The 24,836-nt window shown below is 71.3% G+C and carries 16 protein-coding genes and 1 rRNA gene; 5 read left to right on the top strand and 12 right to left on the bottom strand.

Translation table 11 applies throughout. The annotated features are described in order from the left end of the window. Positions 1-189 precede the first annotated feature (189 nt). Positions 190-5,181 (bottom strand): NAD-glutamate dehydrogenase, encoded by a 4,992-nt coding sequence (locus tag ACWDSL_RS38380; protein WP_450492584.1) that lies wholly within the window; start codon positions 5,179-5,181, stop codon positions 190-192. A 463-nt stretch (positions 5,182-5,644) separates the two neighbouring features. Here ACWDSL_RS38380 and ACWDSL_RS38375 point away from each other — a divergent pair, with 463 nt between their 5' ends. Next, entirely contained in the window at positions 5,645-6,202 is a 558-nt protein-coding gene (locus ACWDSL_RS38375; RefSeq protein WP_398533060.1) for a DJ-1/PfpI family protein, read from the top strand. Between the two features lie 130 nt (positions 6,203-6,332). On the opposite strand, the gene ACWDSL_RS38370 is transcribed toward ACWDSL_RS38375, so the two are convergent. Together ACWDSL_RS38370 and ACWDSL_RS38365 are read right to left on the bottom strand one after the other, a co-directional pair. Continuing rightward, positions 6,333-6,995 carry an HAD family hydrolase gene (locus ACWDSL_RS38370; RefSeq protein ID WP_450492583.1) on the bottom strand — a complete coding sequence of 221 codons (663 nt, stop codon included), beginning with the start codon at positions 6,993-6,995 and terminating at the stop codon, positions 6,333-6,335. Between the two features lie 50 nt (positions 6,996-7,045). Continuing rightward, a complete protein-coding gene (locus ACWDSL_RS38365; protein ID WP_450492582.1) occupies positions 7,046-7,552 on the bottom strand; it encodes a DUF6912 family protein in 507 nt (168 codons plus the stop codon). A gap of 815 nt (positions 7,553-8,367) precedes the next feature. On the opposite strand from ACWDSL_RS38365, the gene ACWDSL_RS38360 reads away from it, so the two are divergent. Then, positions 8,368-8,721, top strand: a complete 354-nt coding sequence (locus ACWDSL_RS38360) for an Rv3235 family protein (protein ID WP_450492581.1) — start codon at positions 8,368-8,370, stop codon at positions 8,719-8,721. 317 nt (positions 8,722-9,038) lie between these two features. On the opposite strand, the gene secA is transcribed toward ACWDSL_RS38360, so the two are convergent. Continuing rightward, entirely contained in the window at positions 9,039-11,900 is a 2,862-nt protein-coding gene (secA, locus tag ACWDSL_RS38355; RefSeq protein WP_450492580.1) for a preprotein translocase subunit SecA, read from the bottom strand. A gap of 237 nt (positions 11,901-12,137) precedes the next feature. Here secA and ACWDSL_RS38350 point away from each other — a divergent pair, with 237 nt between their 5' ends. Beyond that, positions 12,138-12,749, top strand: coding sequence for a GNAT family N-acetyltransferase (locus ACWDSL_RS38350; RefSeq protein WP_450492579.1), 612 nt, complete (start codon positions 12,138-12,140; stop codon positions 12,747-12,749). A 178-nt stretch (positions 12,750-12,927) separates the two neighbouring features. After that, the gene (locus ACWDSL_RS38345) at positions 12,928-14,121 is read left to right on the top strand and encodes a winged helix-turn-helix domain-containing protein (protein ID WP_450492578.1); all 1,194 of its coding nucleotides are present in this window, start codon (positions 12,928-12,930) and stop codon (positions 14,119-14,121) included. A gap of 81 nt (positions 14,122-14,202) precedes the next feature. On the opposite strand, the gene ACWDSL_RS38340 is transcribed toward ACWDSL_RS38345, so the two are convergent. From ACWDSL_RS38340 to mtnA, 7 genes are all read right to left on the bottom strand, one after another. Continuing rightward, a complete protein-coding gene (locus ACWDSL_RS38340) occupies positions 14,203-14,949 on the bottom strand; it encodes a response regulator (RefSeq protein WP_450492577.1) in 747 nt (248 codons plus the stop codon). Between the two features lie 271 nt (positions 14,950-15,220). Next, positions 15,221-15,910: a ribosome hibernation-promoting factor, HPF/YfiA family gene (gene hpf / locus ACWDSL_RS38335; RefSeq protein ID WP_450492576.1), complete on the bottom strand. Its 690-nt coding sequence runs from the start codon at positions 15,908-15,910 to the stop codon at positions 15,221-15,223. A gap of 248 nt (positions 15,911-16,158) precedes the next feature. Further along, complete coding sequence (locus ACWDSL_RS38330; protein ID WP_450492575.1) at positions 16,159-17,073, bottom strand: ComF family protein; 915 nt, start codon at positions 17,071-17,073, stop codon at positions 16,159-16,161. Positions 17,074-17,277: 204 nt separating this feature from the next. After that, positions 17,278-19,131, bottom strand: coding sequence for an LpqB family beta-propeller domain-containing protein (locus ACWDSL_RS38325; protein WP_450492574.1), 1,854 nt, complete (start codon positions 19,129-19,131; stop codon positions 17,278-17,280). Next, on the bottom strand, positions 19,121-21,277 hold the full coding sequence (mtrB, locus tag ACWDSL_RS38320; RefSeq protein WP_450492573.1) for an MtrAB system histidine kinase MtrB: 2,157 nt from the start codon (positions 21,275-21,277) through the stop codon (positions 19,121-19,123). Before mtrB ends, ACWDSL_RS38325 begins: the two co-directional genes overlap by 11 nt. Before the next feature lies 1 nt (position 21,278). Then, positions 21,279-21,956, bottom strand: a complete 678-nt coding sequence (gene mtrA, locus ACWDSL_RS38315) for a two-component system response regulator MtrA (RefSeq protein ID WP_014061181.1) — start codon at positions 21,954-21,956, stop codon at positions 21,279-21,281. Beyond that, a complete protein-coding gene (gene mtnA, locus ACWDSL_RS38310; RefSeq protein ID WP_450492572.1) occupies positions 21,953-23,110 on the bottom strand; it encodes an S-methyl-5-thioribose-1-phosphate isomerase in 1,158 nt (385 codons plus the stop codon). The genes mtrA and mtnA overlap by 4 nt, the downstream gene beginning before the upstream one ends. Positions 23,111-23,838: 728 nt before the next feature. On the opposite strand from mtnA, the gene ACWDSL_RS38305 reads away from it, so the two are divergent. Next, positions 23,839-24,705 carry a glycerophosphoryl diester phosphodiesterase membrane domain-containing protein gene (locus tag ACWDSL_RS38305; RefSeq protein ID WP_450492571.1) on the top strand — a complete coding sequence of 289 codons (867 nt, stop codon included), beginning with the start codon at positions 23,839-23,841 and terminating at the stop codon, positions 24,703-24,705. 52 nt (positions 24,706-24,757) lie between these two features. Here ACWDSL_RS38305 and rrf read toward each other — a convergent pair. Next, positions 24,758-24,836 (bottom strand): 5S ribosomal RNA (gene rrf, locus ACWDSL_RS38300); the annotation flags it as partial.

Raw genomic sequence — 24,836 nt, 5'->3', positions numbered from 1 at the left:
CGCGGAGCGCCTGGAGCCCGTGCCATCACCGCTCCCCGAACCCGTCCGCGCCGACCTGCGCCGCCTGATCGACCAACACCCGGGCGACCTGCCGGCCCGCCCCGGGCGGCGCGGCATATGGGTCAACGCTCGTTCAACGCTCGGCGGTGCCGGTCAGCGCCCTGCACCGGGCGCCTCGCGGCAACCCCCTCAGCGCTGGGAGCGCAGCAGCGTGCGCATGGTGCGCATGGCGACGGACAGATTCGCCAGGTCGAAGGTCTCCGACCCCTGGATCTCGTCCAGCGTGGTGCGCGCCCGCTGCAGGATCGACGCGTTCTTCTCCTCCCACGCCTTGAACCGCTGCTCGGGCGTGGCACCCCCGTCGCCCGCCGACAGCACATCGGAGGTGAGGGCGGCATGCGCCGCGTACAGCTCCTCGCGGATGGAGGCGCGGGCCATGGACTGCCACCGGTCCGCGCGCGGCAGGTCGATGATCCGGTCCATCAGCTGGCTGATCCGCAGCCGGTCGGCGAGGTCGTAGTACACCTCGGCGACGGACAGCGGCTCGCTGCCCACCCGGTCGGCGATGGCGACGATGTCCAGCGTCGGGAAGGCGGAGGAGAAGCCCGCCACCCGCGAGGCCAGGTCGTCCGGCACCCCGGCGGCGGTCAGCTCGTCGTGGATCTTCTGGTACCACTCCACATCCGCGCCGCGCAGCAGCTTGGACAGCTGGGAGCGGACCGCCGCGACCCGCTCACCGAAGAACTCGATGGTCTCGGCGAGCTCCAGCGGCTGCGGGCGGTTGCCGAGCAGCCAGCGGGTGCCGCGCTCGACCAGGCGCCGGGAGTGCAGCCGCATCCGGGTCTGGACCTCGGCCGGGACCTTGTTGTCGAGGGATTCGACCTCGTCCCAGACCTCACCGAGCTCGAAGATCGCGCGCGCCGCGGTCTGGGCGCGCACCACCTCTTCGGTCGAGGCGCCGGTCTCCTCGCGCATCCGGTGCAGGAAGGTCGCACCGGCGGTGTTGACCGTGTCGTTGACCAGCACCGTGGTGACGATCTCGCGGCGCAGCGCGTGGCCGTCGACGTGCCCGGAGAACTTCTGGCGCAGCGCCTGCGGGAAGTACGCGTGCAGCAGCCGCTGCAGATACGGGTCGTCCGGCAGGTTGGTGGTGATCAGCTCCTCGGCCACCGTGATCTTGATGTAGGCGAGCAGCACGGCCAGTTCGGGCTGGCTCAGCCCGCGCCCGGCGGCCAGCCGCTCCCGGATCTGGCGGTCGGTGGGCAGGAACTCCAGCGAGCGGTCCAGGCGCCCCTCGCGCCCCAGCCGGCGCATCACCCGCTGGTGGGCGTGGAGCAGGCTGGGGGCCTGGGCGACGGAGTTGGCGAGCGCGACGTTCTGGGCGTAGTTGTTGCGCAGCACCAGCGCGCCGACCTCGTCGGTCATCTCGGCCAGCAGCTTGTTGCGCTGCTTGACCGTCATATCGCCCTCGCGGACCAGCTCATTGAAGAGGATCTTGATGTTCACCTCGTGGTCGGAGGTGTCCACACCGGCGCTGTTGTCGATCGCGTCGGTGTTGATCCGCCCGCCGTTGAGCGCGAACTCGATCCGGCCCAGCTGGGTCAGGCCCAGGTTGCCGCCCTCGCCGACGACCTTGACCCGCAGGTCCTGGCCGTCCACCCGGATGGCGTCATTCGCCTTGTCGCCCACATCGGCGTGCGACTCGGTGGACGCCTTGACGTAGGTGCCGATACCGCCGTTCCACAACAGGTCGACCGGGGCCTTGAAGATCGCCTTCATCAGGTCGGCCGGGGTCATCTTGGCGACCCGCGACTCGATGCCGAGGGCCTTGCGCACCTGCGGGGTGATCGGGATGGCCTTGGCGGTACGCGGGTGGACGCCGCCGCCCTGCGAGAGCAGGGAGGTGTCGTAGTCGGCCCACGAGGAGCGCGGCAGCTCGAACATGCGGCGGCGCTCGGCGTAGGAGACCGCGCTGTCCGGGTTGGGGTCGAGGAAGATATGCCGGTGGTCGAAGGCGGCCACCAGCCGGATGTGCTCGCTGAGCAGCATGCCGTTGCCGAACACATCGCCGGACATGTCACCGACGCCGACCACGGTGAAGTCCTCGGTCTGGGTGTCGTGGCCCAGCTCGCGGAAGTGCCGCTTGACGGACTCCCAGGCGCCGCGGGCCGTGATGCCCATGCCCTTGTGGTCGTAGCCGGCCGAACCGCCGGAGGCGAAGGCGTCACCGAGCCAGAACCCGTACGCCTGGGCGACCTCATTGGCGATATCGGAGAAGGTCGCGGTGCCCTTGTCGGCGGCGACGACCAGATAGGTGTCGTCGCCGTCGTGGCGGACGACGTCCTTGGGCGGCTGGACCTGCCCGCCGACATTGTTGTCGGTGATGTCCAGCAGACCGGAGATGAAGGTCTTGTACGAGGCGATGCCCTCGGCCAGCCAGGCGTCCCGGTCGACGGCCGGGTCGGGCAGCCGCTTGCCGACGAAGCCGCCCTTGGCACCCACCGGCACGATGACGGTGTTCTTCACCATCTGCGCCTTGACCAGGCCCAGGATCTCGGTACGGAAGTCCTCACGCCGGTCGGACCAGCGCAGACCGCCGCGCGCGACCTTGCCGAAGCGCAGATGCACACCCTCCACCCGCGGGGAGTAGACCCAGATCTCGTACGCCGGGCGCGGCGCGGGCAGATCCGGGATGGCCTGCGGGTCCAGCTTCATGGACAGGTACGCGTGCGGCTGCCCGTCCTCGTTCTTCTGGAAGTGGTTGGTGCGCAGGGTGGCCTTGATGAGGGTGAGGAAGGAGCGCAGGATGCGGTCCTCGTCCAGCGAGGCCACCTGGTCAAGCGCCGCGTCCAGCTCCTCCAGCAGGGCGTCGGTCAGCTCGGTGCCGGCCCGCTGCCGCTCGGGCGACATGCGCGCCTCGAACAGGCTCACCAGCAGCCGCGTGGTGTGCACATTCGTCCGGAGGGTGTCCTCCATGTACGACTGGCTGAAGGTGGACCCGGCCTGGCGCAGGTACTTCGCGTACGCGCGCAGCACCATCGCCTGCCGCCAGGTCAGCCCGGCGCCCAGCACCAGCTCGTTGAAGTTGTCGTTCTCCGCCTGCCCGGTCCACACCGCGGCGAACGCGTTCTGGAAGCGCTCACGGGCGTCGTCGGCGAGGCCGTCGTCGTGGCGCGGCAGCCGCAGCCCGAAGTCGTAGATCCAGGCGCTGGTCCGGTCCGAGCAGCGCAGCTCGTACGGGCGCTCGTCGACGACCTCGACACCGAGCCGGGTGAGCACCGGCAGCACCGCGGAGAGCGAGACCTGCTCGCCGACCCGGTAGATCTTGAAGCGCCGCTCGGCGGGGGCCGCCCCGACCGGCTCGTACAGGCTGACCGCGAAGTCGCGGTCGCTGTCCTTCAGCCGCTCCAGCTTCTGGAGGTCGGCGACCGCGCCGCGCGGCGAGTGGTCGGCCTTGTAGCCCTCGGGGAAGGCGTGCTGGTAGCGGCGGAGCAGCTCGGCGGCGCGCTCCTCGCCGACCTCGGAGGTCAGCGCCTCGGCGAAGCCGTCGGCCCAGGAGCGGGCGGCCTCCACCAGCCGGGCCTCGATGCGCTCGACATCGGCGTCGGTGAGGTCCGGCAGCTCGGTGCCGGACTGGACGCGGACCACGAAGTGCAGCCGGGAGAGCACCGATTCGGTGTGCAGGGCGGTGAAGTCGACCGGCACCCGGCCGTTCAGCTCCTCCAGCAGGATGTCGGTCAGCCGCAGCCGCACCTCGGTGGTGAAGCGGTCACGCGGCAGGTAGACCAGGGCGGAGTAGTAGCGCCCGTACTCGTCCTGACGCAGGAACAGCCGCAGCCGGCGGCGCTCCTGGAGGTAGAGCACGCTGGTCACGATGGACCGCAGCTGGTCGACCGGGGTCTGGAACAGCTCGTCGCGCGGGTACGTCTCCAGGATCTGCAGCAGATCCCGGCCGTCGTGGCTGTTGGGCTGGAACCCGGCGCCCTCCAGGACCTCCTCGACCTTGCGGCGGATCACCGGGACCCGGCGCACGGACTCGGTGTACGCGGCGGAGGAAAACAGGCCCAGGAAGCGCCGCTCACCGATCACATTGCCCTTGGCGTCGAACTTCTTGACGCCGATGTAGTCCAGGTACGACGGGCGGTGGACGGTTGCGCGGCTGTTGGCCTTGGTGAGGACCAGCAGCTTGTGCTCGCGCGCCTTGGCGCGGGCGTCGGCCGGCAACCGGTTGAACGACGGCGAGACGGGCCGCCCGGCGGTGCCGTCGGCGGCGGCCGCCGGCAGCCCGGCGTGCGCGCTCTCGTCCGTGTCGCGGTGGTGCGGGTCGGAGCGCAGAATGCCGAGGCCGGTGCCGGGCACGGCGCTCAGCACGTCCTCCTCACCACCGGACTCGGTGGGCGCCTGCGTCAGCTCGTACTCGCGGAAGCCGATGAAGGTGAAGTGATCGTCGGCCAGCCAGCGCAGCAGCTCGCGGGCCTCCTCGATCTCCTGGGGGCGCACCTCGCCGGCCGTGGGCTCCTCGGGCAGGCCCTCGGCGATGCGCAGCGCCGCCTCACGCATCTTCTCCCAGTCCTCGACGGACTCGCGTACGTCGGAGAGCACGCGCAGCAGATCGGCGGTGATCTGCTTCAGATCGCCGCGGTCGGTCTCACGGTCGATCTCGACATGGATCCAGGACTCGATCACCGCGTCGTGCGGCAGCTTCTCGGGCCGGCCGTCCGGGGCGACGTCCAGGACCTCGATCAGCTTCCCGGTGAGGTCGCGGCGGACCAGGATCTGCGGGTGGATGACGACGTGGATGCCGCGGCCCTGGCGCGTCAGGTCATTGGTGACGGAGTCGACCAGGAACGGCATATCGTCGGTGACCACCTCGACCACGGAGTGGCTGCAGGTCCAGCCGTGCTCCTCGACGGTCGGGGTGTGCACCCGGACGTTCGCGGTACCCTGCGGGCGCGACTCGGCCAGGCGGTAGTGGGAGAGCGCGGCACCGAAGACATCGACCGGGTCGCGGCCCGCGAGGTCTTCGGGTGGCGTGTGCTGGTAGTAGTGCTGAAGGTAGGCGGTCAGGGTCTCGGGGCCTGGTCCCTGTACCGGTTGCTGTCCCCCGGCAGGACTGCTCTCAGCTACCCGGGCGGCCCGTGTGAGCAGCTCGGCCTTGGCTTCGTCCAGCTTGGTCTGCATGTCCTCTGGCTCCTGTCGCGCGCCGTTGCGTGACATCGATAGCGGTGGCATGACGCCGCGACGCGGGATATCCGGTCTGGGACGACGATATGCCCGTGCGGGGGATGGCCGGGGCGGGCTCGGTCGAAAGTGACCAAGGCCCCAGGCGGCACCGGTCAGCGGAGGCCCGAGCCCGGTGGGAATCCGGGATCGGTGCGGGGGCCTCATCGCCCCCACGGCCTATCGCGCTGATCACGCAGTAAGGCTATCGCCCCACCCCAGGGGGGCGTCATGAGCCGTTCGTGTACAAAACACGGGCTTGAAGTTTGACGTATTGGACAGCGACGCAGGTCCGGCGGGGCCTCTTGGCAAAGCCGGGCCGCGGGGGCACTGTGGCCGTATGCGGTGATTGGTGAGGCTTTCGGCCGTCGGCGTGTCGCGTCCGGCGGTCGACGCGACCTGTTGACCTGTGGAGGTGGACGGCTTGCCTGCGAAGATCCTGCTCGTGACCGGCGACGCGGCCGAATCCCTGGAGGTGCTCTACCCACTCCAGCGGCTGCGCGAGGAGGGCTACGAGGTCCATGTGGCGGCCCCGACCCGCAAGACGCTGCGGTTCGTCGTGCACGACTTCGAGGAGGGTTTCGACACATACACCGAGAAACCCGGCTACACCTGGCCCGCCGACCTCGCCTTCTCCGAGGTCGACCCCGGAGAGTACGCCGCCTTGGTGATCCCCGGCGGGCGTGCCCCCGAGTATCTGCGCAACGACCCCGAGCTCCGCAAGATCCTCAAGGCATTCTTCGACGCGGACAAGCCGGTGGCCCAGATCTGCCACGGACCGCTGCTGACGGCGGCGATCGGCGGGCTCGGCGGGCGGCGGGTCACCGCGTATCCGGCGCTGGAGCTGGACATGCAGTCGGCGGGGGCGGACTTCCAGGACGCCGAGGTGGTGGTCGACGGGACGCTGGTGTCCTCGCGGGCATGGCCGGACCATCCGGCGTGGATGCGGGAGTTTCTGGCGGTGCTGCGGGCGAAGGCGTAGGGGGAGCCGGGGCGTCCGTACGGCCGACCGGCGGGGCTGAACGGAGCGAGGCGGCTGAACCACTGGCCGATGGGCCAACGGGCCGGTGAGCCGACGGGCCGGTGAGCCAACGGGCCGGTGGGCCAACCGCTCAGTCGACCAGCTGCCCGGCCTCGGCGACGGCCTCCTCCAGGCTGTCCACGACCGGCACGCCCGCGGCCAGCAGGCTGGCGCGGCTGTGTGAGCCCCCCGTGTACAGCACGGCGCGGGCGCCCGCGTGCCGCGCCGCGACGGCGTCGTCGACCGCGTCCCCGATCACCACGACGCGGTCCGGCGGCACGCCCTCCAGCGCGGCCACATGGCGCACCATCTGCTCCGCCTTGCCCGTATCGCTCTGGCCGGTACGCCCGTCCACGCGCATGAAGTGCGGCTCGATGCCGTGCGTACGCACCAGGGGGATCAGCCGCTCGTGCTCGGCCAGCGAACACAGCGACTGGGTGAGCCCGGCCGTCTGCCAGTCGGCGAGCAGCTGCTTGGCCCCGAGCGCCAGACCGGCCTCCTCGGCCAGGACCCAGTAGTGACGGTGGAACGCCGCGTCCATGGCCTGCCACTCATCGTCGGTGGGCAGCCGCCCCATCAGCCGCTCGTAGAAGCGCGGCACGGGGACGCAGTACAGCTCGCGGTAGCGCTCCATGGTGATCGGGGGCAGACCGATCTCGGCGAACGAGGCGTTCGTGGCCGAGATCACGGCGTCGATGTCGTGAAAGAGGGTGCCGTTCCAGTCCCAGACGATGTGTGTCACGTTCTTCCCCATCTCACGAACGTACCCAAAGGGTCTGACAGGGATGACGGTCCCGCCTTGCCTCACCCGACGAGATCGGGAATCTCCTTGGCGTCGTACCAGAGCAGTTCGTGGTCCTCCGCGCCGTCCACCGTGAACTGCGCGTCGTCGTCCCCGATGTCCGCCGCGCCCAGCGCCTCGGCCGCGGCGGCGACGTCCCGCTCGGCGTCGTCGGAGTCGACGTGCACCGCGGCGGCCTTGGCCAGCGGCACGGGGAGCGCGATCCGCACCTCCCCCAGGGAGGAGTGGTCAAGCCCGCGGTCCGGGTCCGCGACCGCGTCCGCGTCGGGCACGTCCACCGCCACCACGACCCGCCGCCGGGGCGCCTGCCGGTCGACCGCCAGCTGCCGCAGCGACGCCTGCGCGGCGCGGCTCAGCGCGGCGTACTCCAGCTCCTCGATGTCGTCGGAGACGTACCACTCGCGCAGCGCGGGAGTGACCCCGTAGGCGATCAGCGGGGCCGAGCCCAGTTCGCCCGCCTTGTGCGCCTCGGCGAGACCGGGGAGGGTCAGGGGGACGTAGACGCGCATGGCTGCTGCTTCCTGGAGTTCCTTGGAGTTCCTGAAGTTTCCTGTAGCTGCCAGCCAGCATACGTTCGCCACCCCTCCCCGGGGCCCACCCGCGGGGAGCCGATGCCCTATGGCCCCACGGCCCGCGCCCGGCCCCCGCAGTCCCCCATTGGGGGTAATCCCCGCCACGCCCCACCACCCGTACGCCTCCATGCCGCCCGGCACGCCGGGCGCCGGGCACCCGCCGCCGCTCGCTCGGCCGGGAGGGAGTCTGCCCTGGTCAGAGCGGCCCCCGTACGGCCCGCCAGGGGCCCGTACGGCCGGGCCGCGACGGCATCCGGGCCCGGCCTCGGACGCCGGGGTCACCCGGATAGGTGAACCCCACGGACCGGCCCGCACAGGGGCCGACGCTCCTTGCCGGTCCCGGAAGCGCACCGATAGAAGACTGCCGACCCAAGCTACTGCCCGGTATCCCCACCGGGCCCGGGAGAGCGGCGAGGCACATGAACAGGACCCCCCGAACAACGTCCCCGATCACCGCCACGGAAGGCGACACGAGGCGCGGCACGGTGCCCAGGAGCGCCGGAAGCCCCGAATCCGGCACTGGGGCGCGCAGCGGGCCGGCGGGAAGCGAACCAGCCCTTGGCGGGCCGGCACTCGGCGGGCCGGCACTCCGCGGACCGGTGCGCGGCGGGCCGGCGCCGACCGGACCGACGCGAAACGGGCCACCCCGGAGCCGGCCGCCGCGGCGCCGTGATTCACGGCGGCCGGCGGGCCCCGGTCCCGCCCCCGCCCCCGCCTCGTACGCGCCCGGGTCGGTTTCGCGTACGGCGGCCGTGGCCGCCCGCCGAAGGGAGCAGGAGCGGCTGCCGCGCTACTGGTTCGCCAACCAGCTGCTGCTCACCCTGAGCGGCCAGCGCCCCGTCCACACACTGCTCGGCCATACGCTCCCGGCGGCGTACGACCGCCTCATCGAGCTCGCGCCCCAGGCGCCGCTGCGGCCGCCGGGAGCCCGCGACAGCGCCCCCGCCGTACAGCGCTGCGGCGGGTACGAGCCGCAGCAGGGGGTCATCGAGGCGTTCGCCCGGATCGCCTGCGGCGACCGGCTGCGTGCGCTGGCCTTCCGCCTGGAACTCGGTCCCGACGCCCGCTGGCGCTGCGCCGCCATCGACATCGGCCCGACCGCCTAGGCGCCGCGGGGCCGCGACGCGCACCAACACCGCCCGCCCGTATGGATCGAACCCGCGAGCACCCGCCGCGTCGTACCGCCCACAGACCGCTCCGCGGCCTCAGAACGGCCCCACAGCCCCGTCCTGAGGCCGCGGAGCGCCCCCTGCCCCCTCTGCCCCGACCACATGGCGCACGGCCCGCAACCGCCCGCACAGCCCCACCACACAGCTGCCCCGCACGCACACGCACGCACCCACGCCGACGGGCCGGGACCCGCGCCATCCGCGCGGGTCCCGGCCCGTCCACAGCCGAATCAGCCGTCAGCCACCCAGCCGGGTCACTTCTTGCGGCGGCGGCCGCCCTTGTTCGCCTTGCGCCGCTCCGCGCGCGTCATACCGTCCGACTCGGAGCGGGGCGCGGGGGGCGTGTCGCCGTTGGTGAAGTCGCCTTCGACGACGCCGCCCTCGCCATCGACCGTCGGGGCGGAGAAGTGCAGCCGATCAGGGCGCTGCGGGGCCTCCAGGCCCTTGGCGTGGATCTCGGGGCGGCCGCCGTTGGACGAACCGCCCGAACCGGCCGTCACGGCCGCGGGGACCGCGTCCTGGACGTCCTCGCCGGCCGCCACGGGCTGCTTCTCGCCCTCCTCGACCGGGACCTCCTCGACCTGCTGCTCGACCTGGACCTCCAGGTTGAACAGGTAGCCGACGGACTCCTCCTTGATGCCGTCCATCATCGCCTGGAACATGTCGAAGCCCTCGCGCTGGTACTCGACCAGCGGGTCCTTCTGGGCCATCGCGCGCAGGCCGATGCCCTCCTGGAGGTAGTCCATCTCGTAGAGGTGCTCGCGCCACTTGCGGTCCAGGACGGACAGCACCACGCGCCGCTCCAGCTCACGCATGATGTCGGAGCCCAGCTGCTCCTCGCGCGCGTCGTACTGCTCGTGGATGTCGTCCTTGACCGCCTCGCCGATGAAGTCCTCGGTCAGCCCGTCGCGTTCGCCGGCCGCCTCCTCCAGCTCCTCGATGGTGACCTTGACCGGGTAGAGCTGCTTGAAGGCGCCCCACAGCCGGTCGAGGTCCCACTCCTCGGCGAAGCCCTCGGAGGTCTCAGCGTCGATGTAGGCCTTGATGGTGTCGTCCATGAAGTGGCGCACCTGCTCGTGCAGGTCCTCGCCCTCCAGGACGCGGCGGCGCTCGCCGTAGATGACCTCGCGCTGCCGGTTGAGCACCTCGTCGTACTTCAGAACGTTCTTACGGGTCTCGAAGTTCTGCTGCTCGACCTGCGACTGCGCGGAGGCGATCGCGCGGGTGACCATCTTGTTCTCGATCGGGACGTCGTCCGGAACGTTGGCCATGGCCATGACGCGCTCGACCATCTGGGCCTTGAACAGCCGCATCAGGTCGTCGCCGAGCGAGAGGTAGAAGCGGGACTCGCCGGGGTCGCCCTGACGGCCGGAGCGGCCGCGCAGCTGGTTGTCGATGCGGCGGGACTCGTGGCGCTCGGTGCCCAGCACATACAGCCCGCCGAGCTCCTTGACCTCCTCGAATTCGGCCTTGACCGCGGCCTCGGCCTTCTCCAGCGCCGCGGGCAGCCCGGCCGCCCACTCCTCGGCGTGCTCGACCGGGTCGAGGCCGTGCTGGCGCAGCTCCGCCTCGGCGAGGTCGTCGGGGTTGCCGCCGAGCTTGATGTCGGTGCCGCGGCCGGCCATGTTCGTGGCGACGGTGACCGCGCCCCTGCGCCCGGCCTGGGCGACGATCGAAGCCTCACGGTCGTGCTGCTTCGCGTTGAGCACCTCGTGCGGCACGCCGCGCTTGGCGAGCTGCTGGGAGAGGTACTCGGACTTCTCCACGGAGGTGGTGCCGACCAGGACCGGCTGGCCCTTCTCGTGCTTCTCGACGATGTCCTCGACGACCGCGTCGAACTTGGCCACCTCGGTGCGGTAGATCAGGTCGGACTGGTCGAGGCGGGCGAGCGGGCGGTGGGTCGGGATCGGGACGACGCCGAGCTTGTAGATCTGGTGGAACTCGGCGGCCTCGGTCATCGCCGTACCGGTCATGCCGGAGAGCTTGCTGTAGAGGCGGAAGAAGTTCTGCAGGGTGATCGTGGCGAGGGTCTGGTTCTCGTCCTTGATCTCCACCGCTTCCTTGGCCTCGATCGCCTGGTGCATGCCCTCGTTGTAGCGGCGACCGGCGAGGATACGGCCGGTGTGCTCGTCGACGATCATGACTTCGCCGTCCATGACGACGTAGTCCTTGTCCTTCTTGAAGAGCTCCTTGGCCTTGATCGCGTTGTTGAGGTAGCCGACCAGCGGGGTGTTGACCGACTCGTACAGATTGTCGATCCCCAGCCAGTCCTCGACCTTCGTGACGCCAGACTCGTGGATGGCGACGGTGCGCTTCTTCTCGTCGACCTCGTAGTCGCCGGTCTCTTCCTCGCCCTTCTGCGGGTTCGCCGCCTCGCCCCTGGTCAGGCGGGTGACCAGCTTCGCGAAGTCGCCGTACCACTTGGTGGCCTGGTCGGCCGGGCCGGAGATGATCAGCGGCGTACGGGCCTCGTCGACGAGGATCGAGTCCACCTCGTCGACGACGGCGAAGTTGTGGCCGCGCTGCACCAGCTCTTCCTGCGACCACGCCATGTTGTCGCGCAGATAGTCGAAGCCGAACTCGTTGTTGGTGCCGTAGGTGATGTCGCACGCGTACTGCTCACGGCGCTGCGCGGGGGTCATATTGGCGAGGATGCAGCCGACCTCGAGGCCGAGGAACTTGTGCACCCGGCCCATCCACTCCGAGTCGCGCTCGGCCAGGTAGTCGTTCACCGTGATCAGGTGGACGCCCTTGCCGGACAGCGCGTTCAGATACGTGGGGAGCGTGCCGACGAGGGTCTTGCCCTCACCGGTCTTCATCTCGGCCACATACCCCAGGTGCAGCGCCGCGCCGCCCATCAGCTGGACGTCGTAGTGGCGCTGCCCGAGCACCCGCTTGGCCGCCTCGCGCACAGTGGCGAACGCCTCGGGCATCAGATCGTCAAGGGTCTCGCCGTCGGCGTACCGCTCCTTGTACTCGTCGGTCAGGGCGCGGAGCTCGGCGTCGGAGAGGTCGACGAAGTCCTCTTCGATGGAATTGACCTGGTCCGCGATGCGGTGCAGCTTGCGCAGGATCTTTCCTTCGCCTGCACGCATGAGCTTGTTGAGGACGGACACGTAGGCTGACTCCTTGCCGGTCGGGCCTGGCACGGTCGGGTGCGCTGGCGCGGCATTATCAAGGGGCGCAGGCCCCGCCGCAACGGCCATCGTAAGACAGGACCCCGCCACGCCGGGAGGTCCGTCACTACGAGGAACCGTTGTCACCTCTCTGTGTGAACGTACGAGGCGCGCCACAGGTGCCCCTGAACCGGGAAAACCGCTGCTTTCCTCCCGGCCGCGGCTCACACTCTGGCCATGGAACCTGTCACCCTCACCACCGAGCGCCTGCTGCTGCGCCCCTTCCAGCCCTCCGACGCCGACGCGGTCCACGCCGCCTGCCAGGATCCGGACATTCAGCGCTGGACCCCCGTGCCCGCCCCGTACAGGCGAGCGGACGCGGAGGAATTCGTCCGGCGGATCTGCCCGCTGGAGTGGCGGGACAACATCGGCTACCGCTTCGCCGTGGTGACCCGGGACGGCGGCGCGCTGGTCGGCGCCATGGCCCTGGTACGCCTGACCTGGCTGCGCACCGAGGAGCGCCTGGCGGAGCTGGGCTACTGGACGGTGCCGGAGCGCCGGCGGCGCGGGTACACCGGCGAGGCGGCGCGGGCCGTGGTCGAGTGGGCCTTCACGGGGCTGGGGGTGGAGCGGCTGGAGTGGTGCGCCCAGGTCGGCAATGAGGGCTCGCGGGCGGTGGCGCTGGCGGCGGGGTTCCGGATGGAGGGGATCGACCGGGCGCGGATCATCCACAACGGGACCCGGCGGGACGCCTGGCGAGCCGCGGTCCTGCCCTCGGACTGGGGGCTGCCCCAGGCGACGCCGTACCTGCCCGCGCCCGAGCAGAACGCGGAACCCGCCCGCACCTGACCCGCGCCTCACGCCTCACACCTGGCAGGCGTCTGACGCACCTGGCACGCACCTGGCACGCACCTGGCACGCCTGGCACGCCTGGCACGCGCCTGACGCATCGGCTCGCGGATGAGCGGGCACCCGTCGCGGTCGCGCGCGGCCCTCGCTGTCAGTGGCGCCCTCTACGGTATTCGGCATGACGATTGCAGCATCCGAGTCCGCGTCCGGCCCCAAGGGCCCCAAGCCCGAGGTCACCCTGTCCGCCGACGAGGCGCGCCGGATCGCGCTGCGCGCCCAGGGGCTGCTCGGGGCGCCGGACCGGCGGGCCGGGGTGCGGGGGGTGCTGCGCCATCTGGGGGCGGTGCAGCTGGACACCATCTCGGTACTGGCCCGCTCCCACGAGCTCATTCCGTACGCGCGGCTCGGCGCGGTCGGCCGGGCGGCGGTCGAATCGGCGTACTGGACCGAGACCCATGCCTTCGAGTACTGGTCGCACGCCGCCTGTGTGCTGCCGATCGAGGAGTGGCCGTACTTCGCGTTCCGGCGCCGCGCCTACCGCGCCCGCCCGCACTGGTACCACGAGCTGCCGGACGGGGTGTACGAGACGGTCGTGAAGCGGCTGCGCGAGGACGGCCCGCTGACCGCGACGGAGCTGGGCGGGGCCAAGAACGGCGGCCCCTGGTGGGACTGGTCGGCGGCCAAGGTCGCCGTGGAGCGGGCGCTGATGTACGGCGAGGTGGTGTGCGTCGAGCGGCGCGGCTGGAAGCGGGTGTACGACCTGGCGGAGCGCGCCGTGCCGGACGTCCTGCGCCATGACGACCTGGACGACACGGAGTGTCTGCGGCGGCTGGTGGGGCTCGCCGGGCAGGCCCTGGGGGTCGGCACCCGCGCGGATATCGCCGACTACCACCGGCTGAAGGCCGAGCAGGTGGACGCGGTGATCGCGGACTCGGGCCTGGTGCCGGTGACGGTGGCCGGCTGGGACAAGGCGGCCTGGGCGGACCCGGAGGCGCTGGCCGCCCCGGTGCGCGGCCGCCATCGCACGACCCTGCTGTCGCCCTTCGACTCCCTGATATGGGACCGCGCCCGCACCGAGCGGATCTTCGGCTTCACCCACCGGCTCGAGGCGTATGTGCCCAAGCCCAAGCGGATCCACGGCTATTTCGCCATGCCGCTGCTGTCCGGCGGGCGGCTGCTCGGCCGTGTCGACCCGGCCCGCGAGGGGAAGACCCTGGTGGCCCGGCAGGTGTCGCTGGAGGGGGCCAAGGCCGTGGCACCCATGGCTCAGGCGCTGCTGGAGGCGGCCGCGTGGGTGGGGTGCGATTCCGTGCGGATCGAGCGCGTCGACCACCCGGAGTTCGCCGCCGCGCTCACGGCGGCGGTCTCCTGACCGCTCACCGGACCGCCGCCCCGACCGGGCCCTGGCCACCGGCACGACTGTGTCGCGTCGGCCTGACCATGGCCCGGCCGCTCACCTGATCTCGAGGATCTTCTCCCGCATCGCATAGACCACGGCCTCCATCCGGGAGTGCAGCTGCAGCTTCTCCAGGATGTTGCGGACGTGGTTCTTCACCGTGTTCTCGCTGATGAACAGCTCCTTGGCGATGTCACGGTTGTTCATGCCCGTGGCCACCAGCTTGAGCACCTCCAGCTCCCGGTCGGTGAGCCGGGGCGCGGGCACCAGCCGCCGCTCGTCGGTGCGCTGGATCATCGACTTGAACTCGGTGAGGAGCTTGGACGCCATCGACGGGCTTATCTGCGACTGCCCGTCGGCGACCGCCCGGATCGCGGTGGACACCTCGTCGGTCGAGATCTCCTTGAGTAGATAACCGGTGGCGCCCGCCTTGATCGCGTCGTAGAGGTCCGCCTCCTCGTCGCTGATCGTCAGCATGATGATCTTCGCGCTCGGCGCCACCTCCTTGATGGAGGTGCATGCCTCGATGCCGCCGCGCTTGGGCATCCGCACATCCATCAGCACGATGTCCGGCAGCAGATCGGCCGCCTTGTCCACCGCCTCGGCGCCGTCCCCCGCCTCGCCGACGACCTGGATGTCCTCCTCCTGGGCCAGGACGATCTCCAGGCCGCGCCGGAAAAGCGCATGGTCGTCCACCACGAGGACCCGGATCGGTTCCTTGCGCGTCTCACCGCGCGGCTCGCCCCTGTCCCCTGCGACGCCGTGGTCATCGCCGTCGGTCGCGGGCCCGAAGCTGTCCGCCATCGTTCCTCCCCCTGAAGGCCATGGCCCCTGCTGTCCGCACTTGGCTGTGCATGGCTGTGCATGGTGCTATACGGCGGCGACAACCGGTCTTCTCGATATGAGGGTTGGCCGCTGAGCCATGATTTCATGCCTGGCGGACGCTGTGGTGCCGCCGTGGTCGCACGGAGGTGCCCCGGGGGCGCATGGGTGCTCGGAGGCATCACGCCAGATGCGACCACGGACCACAGCGGGACCGTGCGGCACGCCCGCCGCACGGTCCCGTCCGTCCTGATCAGCCTCCCAGCGCGCCACCGGCGCCGCCGGGCTCCTCCCCGACGAACGCCTCGGGCTTGAGGTGGATGACCCCGTAGTCATAGCCATGGCGCCGGTAGACGACGCTGGGCCGACCGGTGTCGGAGTCGACGAACAGATAGAAGTCGTGCCCGACCAATTCCATCTCATAGAGCGCCTGGTCGAGCGTCATGGGGGCGGCGGCGTGGGTCTTCTCCCGGACCACCAGGGGACCTTCGCCCTGGACCTCCAGCGGCCCCATCCTCGTGGTGGGGACGGTTTCCGACGTGCGCTGGGCGGCGATTTCCCCATGGCCGTTGATACGGGCCGCGTTCGGCACCGTCACGGCCACGTCGCTGGCGGGAATGCGGCCGTTGCCACGGCGCGTGTGGCGCTTGTCGTGCTGTTTGCGCATGCGCGCCTCCAGCTTGCCGGCTGCCAGGTCAAGCGCTGCGTACGGATCGGCGGCCGCGGCCTCCGCCCGGATCACCGGACCACGGGAACGGAGGGTGATCTCCACTCGGTCGCAGCGGTCGGCCTGCCGGGGGTTGTGTTCCTTGGACACCTCGACGTCGAGGCTGATCACCTTGCCGTCGAGCTTCTGGATCTTGTCCAGCTTCAGCTTCTCGGCCACGTGCTTCCGGAACCGCTCGGGCACCTCTGTTTTACGGCCCTTGACGACGATGTCCACGCAGAACTCCGTTCCCGGGTCGCTCCGTCAAAGTCGGAGCTCATCCGTTGTGCACTGGGCTCCGGAATTTCTCCAGAGCTTGCTGCCTGGCGGCTTCACCCCCTCCTCCCCGATGGCCAAGATCGCCACCCCTTCTTGTCATTAAAAGCGAAAAGGCACACGAAGTACGCCAAGCGGATAATGCGAGCTATTGCGCTCGCCGTTCCTCACAACCGAACATAGCTCGCCCGGCCGGAAGTCGGCACCCCCTACCGGCACGTACCTCCGATCAGGTGTTTACGTCCGCTTATCATCAGCAACGATGGGCGTTCGTATTCAGTTCCGCTTGGTGATGGCACCGCGATCTTGGTGAACGAGCGCGGGGCGCACGTGGTGTTCGAGGGCGGGGCAGCCATGGAGATCGAGGGTGGGGCACCCATCGCGAACGCGCGGGGCGCGGCCGCCACGACGGCGGCGCCTGCGACCGGGCCGCCCGCGGCCCGCACCGCCCGCGCGGCCTCCGCGAGCGACGCTCCCGTGGTCATCAGATCGTCCACCAGCACCACCAGGCCCTCCGCCAACAGCCGCCCGCAGCCTGGCGCCGCGCCCAGCGCCCCGGTGAGATTTTCCAGCCGCCGCCGCGCGTCCAGCCCGGCCTGATCGGTCACCGCCCGCAGCTGCCGCAGGACCGACAGCACCCGCGCGGGCCGCCCGCCGCGCCGCAGCGCCCCCGCCGCCGCCAGCGCGATGCGCCGGGCCGGATCATGGCCACGCGCCGCGACCGCCCGCCGCGCCGAGGGCACCGGCACCAGCAGCAGCGGCCGCCAGGAGCGGTGACGGGCATGGGGATGGTCATGGGGACGGTCATGGGGACGGGCATGCGGATGCTGATGGGGACAGGCCGTGCTCACCGCCGACGCCAGCGCCTCGCCCAGCGCCGCCGCCAGCCGCAGCTCTCCCCGCTCCTTGTGCGCGAGCAGCACCGCTCTGGCCTCGTCCTCGTAGGCCACCGCCGCATGCACGGGCGGCAGCCCCGACGGGGGCGGGCTGGGCCACACCGGCCGCGCCCCGGCCCCGCACAGCGCCGCGCGGCACCGCCCGCACAGCGCGCCGCCCGACCGGCCGCATCCCGCACAGCCGGTCGGCAGCACCAGTCCGGCGATCTCCCGACTCCACATCCACATGGGCCCACTGTCGCGTCACCCTCACGGCCCCGCCACTCCTGTGGACAACCCTGTGGATAACTGCGGGCCAACCACGGTGTGGCCGCGCCCATCCGGGTGAACGCGCCCCCATCCTGTTGACAGCCATCCTGTTGACAGCCGACCGGTCGACGCCCAGTCGGCTCGGAGACGGAGACGGACGGAGGGCGCGGAGGAGACGGACCGTTATCCCGGATACACCGGAAGCGACCCCTCTCTGGCCACGGTCTTCCAGTCCGTATTCGGCGGCAGCCGCACAATCCCGTCGTTCGTCGTCTCGGCGATCAACGGCCGGTTCGGCCCCTCGAAGGCCGCGACCGACTCCACCCCGTTCGGCCCGGGCACGGCCGGGACGTCAGCCGGCGAGCCGTCCGTCTCGACGTACTGCAGCCGCTGCACCCCGCCCGACTCACGGCCCGCGACCACCAGCCGGCTGCCTCCGGCCCATGAGACGGCGTCCACGTCCTCCAGCCGCGGGGAGACCGAGTGCAGCCCCCGCACCGACAGCTTGGGAGCTTCCTCGCCGCCCCACCGCTCGACGCGGCCGAGCTGCAGCGTCGTATGCCCGGCCCGTTTGACCAGCATCGCGATCCGGGTGCCGTCCGCGGACATCCGCAGCGCCGTGATCACGCCGCCGTTCAGATCCGGCAGCTGGACCTCGTCCGCCTTCTCCTCGCCCTCGCGCAGCCGCAGCAGCTTGGGCTGCTGCGGATTGCGATCGGCGACCCACAGGCCGCCGAGGCCGTCCCAGCTCGGCGCCGACAGCCCGTGCTCCGCGCTGCCGCCCTGGCTGCGCAGCCTCGCCTTGCCGAGCTGGACGCCGGACCTGAGCTCGGTCACGTACAGCGAGCGGCCGTCCTTGGTGACCCCCGCGGCAAGCCGCTCGTCCCGGGACACCGCCACCGATCCGAGTCCGACGCCGTCCTCGCCGAACGGCCCCGGCACGGCCTGCGGCTCCCGCGCGCCGTCGGACAGCCGGACCACCCGGTTGTCGGCGTCCACGAAGTACTGATGATCCCCCCGGCCGTAAACCCCTTCGGGCGCGAAGGAGCGCGCCGCGTCGCGGGACAGCGTGCACAGCTCCGAGCCGTCCTGCCGCTCCAGCCGTACGCTCCGGACCTCCGACGCCGGGGGCTTCATGCCCTGGACCGTGAACAGCAGCTGGGCCGCCATACGGGCACAGCGCGCCTCGCCCACATGTACCGCGCGGTCGCTCAACCGCACCTTCAGCGCCTTCGAGTCGTCGAGGTCCACCTTCTCGTCCCGGCGGCCCAGCTGCGTACCGGCGGGGAATGAGGTGCTGACCACCGGGTTCAGCCAGCTCGTCGGCCCGTCGAGAAGGGCCTTCACGGCCGCGGTGACCGGGTCCACGCCCCGCCGCAGATAGACCGGGTCGGCGACCAGCACACCCTGCCCCGCCCGCGAGTTCCCGGCGTCCGGGCCCAGCTCGGCAAAGTAGTACTTGTTGACCGACTCATACATGCGCTGGAAGTCGGGCTCGCCCAGCACCAGGCCCCGGGGCAGCCGGTCGATCCGCCACTCCGACCCCACCTTCGACAGATGGACGCGCTCCTCGTAGCGGCCCCCGGAGGACCGGTACGCATGCGTGGCGTCCACCGTGGCGATCCGCCGGCCGGAGAGCACGACGGTCCGCCCGTCGCCGTCCCGGTCTCCCGGATCGGCCTCCACCCGCACCTCCGGCGCCTGTTCGAGCACCGTGGTGGCGGCCAAGGGGGCCCACTGCCGTGCGGCGCCCTTGGTCAGGTACTCCTTGGCCGTGGCCAGGTTCCCCTCGTCGCTGGTCGTCGCCTCCAAGAAGCCGTTGACGAGCTCGGTGGGCTGCTCGCCCTTGCCCGGGCTCACCCCGTACACCTGCACTCGCGTATCGACACCCGTACGCGGCGAGGAGTCCACCCGGCGCACATCCCCGCTGTCGGGCATCGAGGCGCAGCCGGTGAGCAGCAGCGCGCCACAGGCGAGCAGCGCGGGCGCGCCCAGCTGCCCGCGCGTGCGGCGGAGGCGGTAGCGGTCAGCGCCCACGGGGGCGGCCCTCCCGTTCGGTCGGTGTCGTGTGTGCCGTATCAGCCGCCGCATCGGCCGCTGTGTCGACCGCCATGTCGACCGCACCCGGCCGCGGGCCCGGCGTGGCCGGCGTGCCTCGGGCCGCGCCCCGAGGCACCACGCGGGCGCCGTTGCCCGGTAGCGCCGTGGGGTCGGCCGTCGGCGTGGGCAGGCCCGCGCCGCCGGGGATGCGCGGCAGATCGGCGCCGGACAGCGCGGACTTCGGCTGCGCGGGTACGGCCGCCAGCCGCTCCTCCGCGCCCTCGCGCGAAGCTGCCCCCGGATCCCCGGTGACCTGCGCCTTTGCACCCCGCCCCGAGGCCAGGTTGCGCCGCGAGTCCTCGGGCTCCAGCGGGATGGGCGAGCCGCGCAGCGAGTCGCCCGCCGTACGCGGCAGGGTCAGCCGGAACTGCGAACCGCCACCGGGCTCACCCCACGCCTGCAGCCAGCCGCCGTGCAGCCGCGCGTCCTCCACCGCGATCGACAGCCCGAGGCCGGTGCCGCCCGTCGTACGGGCACGGGCCGGATCGGCCCGCCAGAAGCGGTTGAAGACGCGGGTCGCCTCGCCCGGCTTGAGCCCGACGCCGTAGTCGCGCACCGCGACCGCGACCGCCCCGCCCGCCGCGGCCAGCCGCACGATCACATCCCGGCCCTCGCCGTGCTCCACGGCGTTGACCACGAGATTGCGCAGCACCCGCTCCACCCGCCGGGCGTCCGCCTCCGCCATCACCGGCTGCTCGGCGCCGCGTACCACGATCCGGGTGCCCTTGGCTTCGGCAAGCGGCTCGGCCCCGTCGACCACCCGGGTCACCACATCGCGCAGATCGATCGGCTCGGCCTCCAGAGCGGCCGCGCCCGCGTCGAACCGGCTGATCTCCAGCAGGTCCGACAGCAGCGACTCGAACCGGTCGACCTGGCCCCACAGCAGCTCGGCGGAGCGCGCCGTGATCGGGTCGAAGTCCTCGCGCGCGTCATGGATGACATCCGCCGCCATCCGTACGGTCGTCAGCGGCGTCCGCAGCTCATGGGAGACGTCCGAGACAAAGCGGCGCTGCATCCGCGACAGCTCCTCCAGCTGCATGATCTTGACCTGGAGGTTCTGCGCCATCTTGTTGAACGACTCGCCGAGCCGCGCGATGTCGTCCTCACCGGTGACCTTCATCCGCTCCTGCAGCAGCCCGGCCGCCAGCCGCTCGGAGATCCCGGCGGCCATCCGTACCGGCGTGACCACCTGCCGGACCACCACCCAGGCGATGGCGCCGAGCAGCACCACCACGAAGACCCCGGCCGTCGCCAGCGTCCCCTTCACCAGGCTGAGCGACTTCTCCTCCTGCGTGAACGGGAAGAGGTAGTACAGCTGGTAGGGATCGCCGTGGATGTCGTTGAGCCGCTTGCCGATGATCAGCGCGGCCTCGGAGTCCTCGGAGCTGTTGTGCCGGATCCGGCCGTACTGCTCGTACGGCGTGGTGCGCGCGTCGTCCACCTTCTTGCGCAGCTCGGCCGGGACGCTGTCCTGCTCGACATCGCCGGAGACGCGCGCCCCACGGCTGACGAGGCGGGGCGTCTCACCCGAGGCGGAGCTGAGCGCCACCACCGAGTACGCGCCCTTGCCGCCGCTGGCGAGCTGCGCCACCAGCTCGTTCAGCCAGCTGGCGGCGTCCTGGCCGCCCCGGCCACTGGCGTCGGCCCCGTCCCCGCTGCGGTTGTCGCTGGTGCGGTCGGCCATCTGCTCGGCGACCTGGAACCCACCGGCGGCCTGGCCCTGCGCCGCATGCCGCTTGGCGTCCAGCAGCCCGTTGCGCACCTGCCCGATGACGACCAGGCCGAGCAGCAGCACCACACCGAGCGACATCAGCAGGGTGGTCGCGACCACCCGCAGCTGGATATTGCGCCGCCACAGCCGGGCAGCGGGCAGCAGCGGACGGCGCACCCACCGCCCGAACAGCCGGATCAACGGATGCGCGGGGCCGCCCGACGCCCCGTCCGGCAGCAGCTGCCCACCGCTCCACAGCCGCCGCAGCAGCGGAATCTCACCCGCCGGATCGACGGGCCGCCCCGGACGCGCGCTCTCCGGGGCTCCACCCGCCGGTCTGCCGGCAGGCGGAGCCGAGCCGACCTCCGGCATCTCAGCTGGGCCCGGCCTTGTAGCCGACGCCGCGCACGGTCACCACGATCTCCGGCCGCTCCGGGTCCTTCTCGACCTTCGAGCGCAGCCGCTGCACATGCACATTGACCAGCCGGGTGTCGGCGGCATGCCGATAGCCCCACACCTGCTCGAGCAGCACCTCACGGGTGAAGACCTGCCACGGCTTGCGCGCCAGCGCGACCAGCAGATCGAACTCCAGCGGCGTCAGCGCTATCGACTGGCCGTCCCGCTTCACCGAGTGGCCGGCCACATCGATCACCAGATCCCCGATGGCAAGCTGCTCCGGCGCCGGCTCCTCCGACCGCCGCAGCCGCGCGCGAATCCGCGCCACCAGCTCCTTGGGCTTGAACGGCTTGACGATGTAGTCATCCGCCCCGGACTCAAGACCGACCACCACATCGACCGTGTCGCTCTTCGCGGTCAGCATGACGATCGGCACCCCGGACTCGGCCCGGATCAGCCGGCACACCTCGATGCCGTCCCGCCCGGGGAGCATCAAATCGAGCAGCACCAGATCCGGTTTGGTCTCGCGGAAAGCGGCAAGAGCCTTGTCGCCGTCCGACACGAACGACGGTTCAAAGCCTTCGCCGCGCAGCACGATGCCAAGCATCTCTGCCAGTGCGGTGTCGTCGTCGACGACAAGGACGCGTCCCTTCATTTGGCCATCATCCCATTACCCGATCGTGACCTGGCGCACAGCTCCGCGATACCGCCCGCGGTGACCGGCGAGACGGCCCCCGCCTCGGTGACGATGGCCGTCACCAACTCCGGTGGTGTGACGTCGAAAGCCGGGTTGTAGGCCTGCGTGCCCAGCGGTGCGACGGGTATCCCGGTGCCCGCGTGCGCCCCCGCGGCCGGAGCATAGGGCACTGTGATGTCTGTCACTTCATGTCCCGGGCGCTGCTCCACCTCGATCGACGCGCCGTCCGCGCTGGCCAGGTCCAGCGTGGTGGTCGGCGCCACGACGACGAACGGCACATGGTGGTAGCGGGCCAGCACCGCCAGCGGATAGCTGCCGACCTTGTTGGCCACCGAGCCGTCCGCGGCTATCCGGTCCGCGCCGATCAGAACCGCGTCCACCTCTCCCGCCGCGAACAGCGAACCCGCCGCGTTGTCGGTGAGCAGCGTGTACGCCATGCCCGCGCGGGCCGCCTCGTACGCGGTCAGCCGCGCGCCCTGCAGCAGCGGGCGGGTCTCGTCCACCCACAGCCGCCGCAGCTGCCCCGCCCGGTGCACCGCCGCGGCCACGGCCAGGGCGGTGCCCCCGCCGCCGGAGACCAGCGCGCCGGTGTTGCAGTGGGTCAGGATGCGGTAGCCGCCCGCGGGCAGCAGCTCGTCGAGGAGGGCCAGGCCGTGCTCGGCCATCCGCTCGCTGGCCTCGGCGTCCTCCCGGTGCAGCGCGCGGGCCTCGGCCAGGGCCGCGGCCGCGGCCCCCTCGGCGTCCGCCCCGCCCTTCGCTGCCGCGTGGTACGCGGCGGCGGCGCGGCGCACCCCGTAGCCGAGGTTGACGGCCGTCGGCCGGGCGTGCGCCAGCGATTCGGCGGCCTCGTCCACATCGAAACCGCGCACCGCGGCGAGGGCGACGCCGTAGGCCCCGGCGATACCGAGCAGCGGAGCGCCCCGTACGGCGAGCGAACGGATCGCCTCCACCAGCACCGGTACGTCGGTGCACACCAACTCGACCTCTTCGGCGGGAAGTCGCGTCTGGTCCAGGATCACCAGCACGGGACCTTCCGGCGGTTCCTCCCAGCGCAGGGCGAGCGCGGCGGGCGATACGTCGGCGCCCCGGTCCACTGAGTGCTGATCAGCCATTGGTCCAGTCTGCCCTCTGCGGCCCCAAGTATTGAAGGCCCCAGCATTGGAGGCCCCAAGTATTGAAACGTCCGCCACGCCCGACGCCCACCGTCCGGCCACGTCCACCGTGGCACGATGACTGCCAACCTGCCGCCGCCGAGCACTCGCGACAGCCCGGCGGCCGCCCTTCGCCCTTACGGGACCGACCTCATGGAGCGACGATGAACGACTCTCCGGGCTGGGCACCGCCCGGACCGTCCCCCACCGATGAACCGCAGCAGCCGGCGCAGGGTCTGGCAGGACAGAGCCCGGGCCCTGTCCTGCCAGACCAGCCTGGACCGGACCGCGCTACGGCAAAAGGCCCCACGGCGGACGGCCCTGCGACGACTGGGTCTACGGCAGACGGGTCCGCGGCGGACGGGACCGCTGCGGACGGGACCGCTGCGGATCAGGTGGCGGCGGACCGACCCTCATGGGGCGCGAAGTGGGCGGAGCGGCAACCACCCGCAGGGCACTGGACGGCGCACCCCGGCGGCGTCCCCGAGCCACCACCCGCCCCTCCGCCGGGCCCCGCGGGTCCGGGCGGTCCAGCAGGCCCTGCCTCGTACGGAAGTCGGGGGGTCGGCTGGACTCCGCCGCCGCCCGCACCGCGGCCCGGTGTCATCCCGCTACGGCCCCTGAGCGTCGGCGAAATCCTCGACGGGGCGACGTCCACCCTGCGCACCCACTGGCGGCCGGTGCTCGGCGTGTCCCTTGCCGTCGCCCTCGTCACCCAGGCCGTGACCACGGTCGCCACAGGACTGTGGTTCCGGGACACGAACGGGCTCGACTCGCTCGAGAACGACCCGAATCCGAGCGTACGAGAGGCCCTGGACGCCCTCGGCCACGCTCTGCAGGGCAGTGCCGCCCCCTTGGCGGCCGGAGTCCTCGGCACTGTGGTCACCACGGCCCTGCTGACGATCGTGATCGGCCGGGCCGTACTGGGACGAACCGTGTCACCCGGCGAGGTGTGGCGCGATGCCCGCCCGCGCCTGCTCCAGTTGTGCGGTCTGCTGCTCCTGTTGCCCGGACTCGTGGCTGCCACCTTCGCCGCCGGCCTGGCGCCGGGACTTCTGCTCATTGCCGCCGGCGCGGACAGCGAAGGCGCGGCGCTGGCCCTGCTGGGCGGGCTCGGCGCGACAGCCGCCGCCCTGTGGCTCTGGATCCGCTACAGCCTCGCCGCACCCGCCCTGATGCTGGAGAAACAAGGACTCAGCGCGGCCATGCGCCGCTCCGCCAAGCTCGTGGGCGGCGCGTGGTGGCGAGTGCTCGGCATCCAGCTCCTCGCGCTACTCATCGCCTTTGTCGTCTCCGCCATCGTCGAGATCCCGACCAGCATCGTCGGGATGGCCATCGGCGGTGACAATGCGATGGACTGGCTTTCCGGTGAGTCCGTCTCCGTCAGCTGGACGTTTCTGGTGGTGATCGGAGTCGGCGGGGTCCTCGCCTCAACCATCACCTTGCCGATCAGCGCGGGTGTCATCGCGCTCCTTTACGTGGACCAGCGCATCCGCCGCGAAGCCCTCGACCTGGAGCTCACCCACGCCGCCGAGATCCGGGGCGACGAAAAATAAAAATGCCTCGGTCCTGGGTATCTTTCGATACCCAGGACCGAGGCTAAAAATTGTTCGGCGGTGTCCTACTCTCCCACAGGGTCCCCCCTGCAGTACCATCGGCGCTGAAAGGCTTAGCTTCCGGGTTCGGA

This window comes from Streptomyces sp. NPDC000941, assembly GCF_053599555.1.
Note: the sequence above shows the minus strand (reverse complement) of the source record. Positions and strands in the feature narration are given on the sequence as shown.

What these genes read in the sequence shown, in the direction of transcription:
- mtnA (WP_450492572.1), bottom strand. Translation starts at nt 23,110, where the DNA reads ATGGCTGATCAGCACTCAGTGGACCGGGGCGCCGACGTATCGCCCGCC.
- ACWDSL_RS38345 (WP_450492578.1), top strand. Translation starts at nt 12,928, where the DNA reads ATGACGATTGCAGCATCCGAGTCCGCGTCCGGCCCCAAGGGCCCCAAG.
- ACWDSL_RS38365 (WP_450492582.1), bottom strand. Translation starts at nt 7,552, where the DNA reads ATGCGCGTCTACGTCCCCCTGACCCTCCCCGGTCTCGCCGAGGCGCAC.
- ACWDSL_RS38350 (WP_450492579.1), top strand. Translation starts at nt 12,138, where the DNA reads ATGGAACCTGTCACCCTCACCACCGAGCGCCTGCTGCTGCGCCCCTTC.
- ACWDSL_RS38330 (WP_450492575.1), bottom strand. Translation starts at nt 17,073, where the DNA reads ATGTGGATGTGGAGTCGGGAGATCGCCGGACTGGTGCTGCCGACCGGC.
- mtrB (WP_450492573.1), bottom strand. Translation starts at nt 21,277, where the DNA reads ATGCCGGAGGTCGGCTCGGCTCCGCCTGCCGGCAGACCGGCGGGTGGA.
- ACWDSL_RS38340 (WP_450492577.1), bottom strand. Translation starts at nt 14,949, where the DNA reads ATGGCGGACAGCTTCGGGCCCGCGACCGACGGCGATGACCACGGCGTC.
- ACWDSL_RS38380 (WP_450492584.1), bottom strand. Translation starts at nt 5,181, where the DNA reads ATGCAGACCAAGCTGGACGAAGCCAAGGCCGAGCTGCTCACACGGGCC.
- ACWDSL_RS38370 (WP_450492583.1), bottom strand. Translation starts at nt 6,995, where the DNA reads ATGGGGAAGAACGTGACACACATCGTCTGGGACTGGAACGGCACCCTC.
- mtrA (WP_014061181.1), bottom strand. Translation starts at nt 21,956, where the DNA reads ATGAAGGGACGCGTCCTTGTCGTCGACGACGACACCGCACTGGCAGAG.